The organism is Stenotrophomonas sp. P5_B8, from assembly GCF_054049855.1.
Genome location: NZ_JBFULO010000294.1, coordinates 1 through 4,869 on the forward strand (window position 1 = coordinate 1; position 4,869 = coordinate 4,869).

At 66.7% G+C, this 4,869-nt stretch carries 5 protein-coding genes; all 5 read right to left on the reverse strand.

The window, feature by feature from the left end:
- Nucleotides 1–861 (reverse strand): FAD:protein FMN transferase (locus ACXJKH_RS14740; RefSeq protein WP_457320361.1); only part of this gene is annotated, 861 nt, incomplete at its 3' end.
- A gap of 132 nt (nt 862–993) precedes the next feature.
- A complete protein-coding gene (locus tag ACXJKH_RS14745; RefSeq protein WP_256775742.1) occupies nt 994–1,800 on the reverse strand; it encodes a DUF4198 domain-containing protein in 807 nt (268 codons plus the stop codon).
- Nucleotides 1,801–1,913: 113 nt separating this feature from the next.
- Nucleotides 1,914–2,432, reverse strand: coding sequence for a DUF2271 domain-containing protein (locus ACXJKH_RS14750; RefSeq protein ID WP_457320364.1), 519 nt, complete (start codon nt 2,430–2,432; stop codon nt 1,914–1,916).
- Nucleotides 2,433–2,468: 36 nt separating this feature from the next.
- Nucleotides 2,469–3,104 (reverse strand): PepSY-associated TM helix domain-containing protein, encoded by a 636-nt coding sequence (locus ACXJKH_RS14755; RefSeq protein ID WP_256775744.1) that lies wholly within the window; start codon nt 3,102–3,104, stop codon nt 2,469–2,471.
- Nucleotides 3,105–3,756: 652 nt separating this feature from the next.
- On the reverse strand, nt 3,757–4,869 hold a 1,113-nt coding region (locus ACXJKH_RS14760), incomplete at its 5' end, for a TonB-dependent receptor domain-containing protein (RefSeq protein WP_457320366.1).

Here is a 4,869-nt window from a genome sequence, read left to right on the forward strand (position 1 = left end):
CGCCAGCCCCTGCTCGACGCCCATCACGGTGAGCGCGGTGGCCCAGCCGTCGGCATGCATCGCATCGCGTGCCACCACAGTGACGGCTGCGGCGGCACGGGTGACCGGTGCGCCGCTGCGTGGGTCCAGGGTATGACTGAACTGCGCGCCGTCCTGCTCGAAGTGGTGCCAGCGGTCGCCGGAGGTGGCCACGGCCAGGTCATCCAACCCAAGCACGCGCGGCGGCAGGTCGGTACTGGCCTCTTCTTCCGGGCCGGCTTCCACCAGCACGCGCCACGGTTGGCCATCGGGCTTGCGACCGTAGCCGTACAGCTCGCCGCCAACGTCGACCAGCGCCGCGCGTACGCCCTGTTCGCGCAGCCAGTGGCCCACCTGGTCCACGCCGAAGCCCTTGGCGATCGCCGACAGGTCCAGCGCGACGCCGCCGGGTTGCTGCAGCGCGCGGTCCCGCCAGAGCAGGCGTTGCCAGCCACAACGCGCGCGGGTGGCCGCGAGCACCGCCGGATCGGGGATGCGCTGGGCGTGGGCGTGCGCGCCAAAACCCCACAGCGCCACCAGCGGGCCGACGGTGGGATCGAAGGCACCGCCGCTGCGCGCGGCGATGTCCAGCGCGGCGTCGAGTACCTGCGCGAACAAGGGCGGCAGCGGATGTACGCTGCCGCTGTCGGCGCGGTTGAAGCGTGAGATATCGCTGCCTGCTTCCCAGGTGCTCATCTGCGCGACGATGGCGTCGAGCTGGGCCTGGATGCCGGTGTGCAGCGGAGGCAGATCGCGCGTACGCGCCACCACCAGCTTTACCTGCCAGGTGGTGCCCATGGTGTGGCCACCGAGGCTGGCGATGTCGAAATCCGTGTTGTTCATGGGGTGGGCATGGCGGGCACGGTCGGCCCGATTGCCGATAAGGGTCTGGTGAAAGGCCCCCTCCATGCTGAAGGGGGCGTGGCAACCGCGCAGGCTGGACGTGACCTGCGCGGCGGTGAACGCCTTGGGCGATTACTGCGGCAGCACTTCCAGCGTGGCGACGTAGTTCAGGCGACGGGTCTTGGCCTGCTTCAGCGAGGTCTTCTTGTCTTCGCTGCTGGTTTCCAGCCAGTACATGCCGGCTTCGGGCCAGGTGACGGTGAACTCGCCCTTCTTGTCGGTGCTCACCTTGATCTCATTCTGGGCGTTGCGGTAACGCGTGCCGCCGCGGGTGATCTCGAACGCCAGGCCGGCGCGCGGCTTGCCATCGACCAGCACGCGAAAGCTTGCCGCTTCGCCGGCGGCCAGGTCGTTGGGGTGACCCAGAGCGACCAGCTCGATGCCCTGCTTGGTGGGGGCCAGCGCGGTGGCGTTCGGGGTGCCGTTGGTGACGAAGGTCTCGATGCGGTTGACCGACTGCGACACCTGCAGCTTCTTGGCTTTCTTCGGCACTTCGGTGGCGAAGGTGGCCGGGGTGCCGCGCCAGCGCTTGGGCTTGCCGGCTTCTTCCCAGCTGGCCGACAGGCCGCTGCTGACCGAGGCCAGGCGGTAGGTGCCCTGCTGGGTCAGTTCCACGTCGAAGACGCTGCGGTACTTGCCGGTGGACGCGTTCTGCGGCTGCACGGTGCTGCCGTCCGGCGCGGTGATGACCAGGCTGTCCAGGCGCAGCGGCACGTGGTTGAAGTAGAACAGGTCGTTGGACACGGCCGCATCGACGGTGATCCACGGGTTCTCACCGGCAATCACGGTCTGCGAGGGCTGCAGCCAGGCCTTGTGGGCCAGGGCGGAGAACGGAAGTGCGGCGGCCAGGGCGGCGGCTAGGACGAGCGAGCGCTTCATCAAAAACTCCATGTAGTGGACAGCTTCGGTGAACTGGGGATCGGCCCGGAGGCCGACGCTACGCCGCTGCGCGACGTCCCGAGGGGAACCCGACGGTGAGGGCGGGCGACAAGTCAGGGCTTGGCCGTGAGGGTGACCAGACCGAGTTCGGTGGCGCCTTGGGCTTTGCCGTTCTGGACGGTGGTGGCCGGCCAGGTAAAGGGGATCTTGAGCAGTTCGCGGCCGCCGACTTCGCGCACCGCTTCGACCACCAGAGTGTAATTGCCCGGGGCGAGGGCTTTCAGTGCCGGCTGCTTGTCGTTGAACGACAGCGCCTGCTTGCCGGCCGGGCGGGTGGGGCCGGTGACGCCGTCCACGGGCACGTCCAGGGTACGACCGCTCTTGCGCCACCACTGGCGCAGGTCGGGCAGCCACTTGGTGCCGTGGCCTTCGCTGTTGCCGGTCTGCTGGTACCAGACCGAGAGATTGGCGGCCACTTTCTGGTCGGCCCCTTCCAGCCACACGGCGACATACGGGCGGTGATATTCGGCCACGTTGAGCTTGGGTACTTCGACGTTGATGTCGAGGGTGGCGGCGTAGGCCGGGGTGGCGGCCAGCAGGCCGCTCAGGGCGATGGTCAGGGTGACGCGCATGGTGCGGCTCCGTGGGGGACGATCAAGGTAGGAGGGTCAGTGGATCAGGATCAGGGCGATCAGCAGCGGGATCATCAGGCCCAGGCCGACCAGCGGCCAGGTCATGCGACGCTGGCGGGCATGCAGGTGCAGCAGGAACAGGCCGGTGATGCAGAACACCAGGCAGGCCACGGCGAACACGTCCAGGAACCAGCCCCAGGCCGGTCCGGCGTTGCGGCCTTTGTGCAGGTCGTTGAAATAGGAGATCCAGCCGCGCGAGGTGGCTTCGTATTCGACCGCGCCACTGTCGCGATCGATGCTGAGCCAGGCGTCGCCGCCGGGGCTGGGCATGGACAGGTAGATTTCGCCCTCGGACCATTCGGCGCGGCGGCCGCCGACGGAAATGGCCAGCTGCGCATCGAGCCAGCGCGCGGCGGGGCGCGGAATCGGGGCGTTGCCGTCGGTGCGGTCGCCAAGTTGTGCGAGCAGGTCGGCGGGCAATTCGAGCTGGCGATTGACCACCTTCGGGGTGGCTTCGATGCTGGACGCGTGATTGAGGGTGATGCCGGTGGCGGCAAACAGGAGCATGCCGATCAGGCACACGGCCGAGCTGATCCAGTGCCACTGGTGCAGGGTGCGCAGCCAGAAGCCACGACGTTGTTGCTGCTGCACGCTGGAGGAGGGAGTGGCCACGGTCACGCTGCTGGGAACTGAATGGCGAATTACACCATTGATGAGAATGGTTCGCAATTTCTGGGTTTGCGGGGCTCCTGTGCTTGGAGGCGAGCGTCGCAAGCGCGGGACGTCCAGATCCTTAGCTGGCCAGCGGATATGGGTAAAAGCGGGTGCCTCGCAGTTTGTTTACTGAGGGCTGCCGAGCATGGCTCGGCACTACCGGTACACGGCCCCCGGGTAGAGCCGAGCCATGCTCGGCTGCTCCTGCTCCTGCTCCTGCTCTTGCTCTTGCTCTTGCTCCTGCCCTTGCTCTTGCTCTTGCCCTTGCTCTTGCTCCGGATCTCAACGCGGCGACCCGCCAACTTTCCGGGGGCGGTGGGGGCGGGGTTGCGGGATCGTAGAGCGCTTCCTGATCCGCAGCTGGGCTGGCGGGCATGGGTAAAAAGCGGGTGCCTTGCAGTTTATTTCGTGAGGGCTGCCGAGCATGGCTCGGCACTACCGATATACGGGCCCTGGTAGAGCCGAGCCATGCTCGGCTGCTCCTGCTCCTGCTCCTGCTCCTGCCCTTGCCCTTGCTCTTGCTCTTGCTCTTGCCCTTGCTCCGGATCCCACTTCCGCCCCCACCGCACCGCCCCCGCAGTGCGCAGGCCGTCCGCCGTTGCCGTCGCCCTCAGAACTTCGCGTTCACCGAGATCCAGTAACTCCGGCGCTGGTCCTTGGTGGCGTAATCGTCCACGCAGTTGTACTCGCTGTCGCTGCTCAGCACGCACGACTGCGACACGAAGTCCTTGTCGAACAGGTTGTTCACCCGCGCGTTGAGCGTCAGCCAGGGATTGATGTTCCAGCTGCCGCCCAGGTGGAAGATCGTGTAGTCCTCGTAGTAGCGCACCTGCGACGTGTTTACCCCGCCCACGTTGCTCAGCAGCGTGTCGCGGTAACGGTCGTAACGCCCCTCGCCGATCAACGACAGGCTGACCGCATCGCTGAGCTGCCAGTTCAGGCTGGCATTGGCCATGTGCCTGGCCGGCGTCGTGGTGCCGCCCACCGGCTTGCCCTTGTCCACGCCGCTGGTCTGCTCGGAGCGCGTGTAGGTGTAGTTGCCACGCAGCTGCAGGTTGTCCAGCAGGTCCACATAAGCGGCCGTTTCAATGCCCTTGGTCTCGGCCTTGTCCACGTTCACGCTCTGCGCGAACGTGCTGTAGCCCAACGCTGCCCAGCCCGGACCGACGTCAACGCAGTAGCCACTGCCGGCCGGTGCCACTTCGCAGTTCGGGAAGGTGCCGCCGCTGGCGATCTTGTCGTCGAACTTGTTGAGGAAGCCGGTCACGTTGAAGCCCCACTGCGCGCCCTCGTAGTACGTCGCGATCTCATAGTTGGTGCTGGTTTCCGGCTTCAGGTTCGGCGAACCCACCAACGGCAGCACGCCCTGGCCGCCGAAGCCGGTCACCCCCGGGAACAGCTGGTCGGGGCGCGGGGTCTTGTAGCCGGTGCTCACGCCGCCCTTGATCGTCCATGCATCGCTGGCGTTCCACACCAGGTATCCGCGCGGACTGACGTGGCTGCCGAAGATGTTGTGGTCGTCATAACGCACGCCCACCGTAGCGGTGAGCGTATCGGTCAACGACCAGTTGTCCTCGGCGAACACCGACCACATCCGATGCTGCTGCTTCACGTTGGCGCGGTAGCCGGCGCCGTCCATGCCGAACACGCCGTCGACCATGTCGGTGTCGTTGTATTGGCCGCCCACGGTCAGCTTGTGCGCGCCGAAGGTCATGTCCAGCAT

Bases quoted from the DNA above. Each gene is read 5' to 3' on its own strand.
- ACXJKH_RS14745 (WP_256775742.1), bottom strand. From the start codon at position 1,800: ATGAAGCGCTCGCTCGTCCTAGCCGCCGCCCTGGCCGCCGCACTTCCG.
- ACXJKH_RS14750 (WP_457320364.1), bottom strand. From the start codon at position 2,432: ATGCGCGTCACCCTGACCATCGCCCTGAGCGGCCTGCTGGCCGCCACC.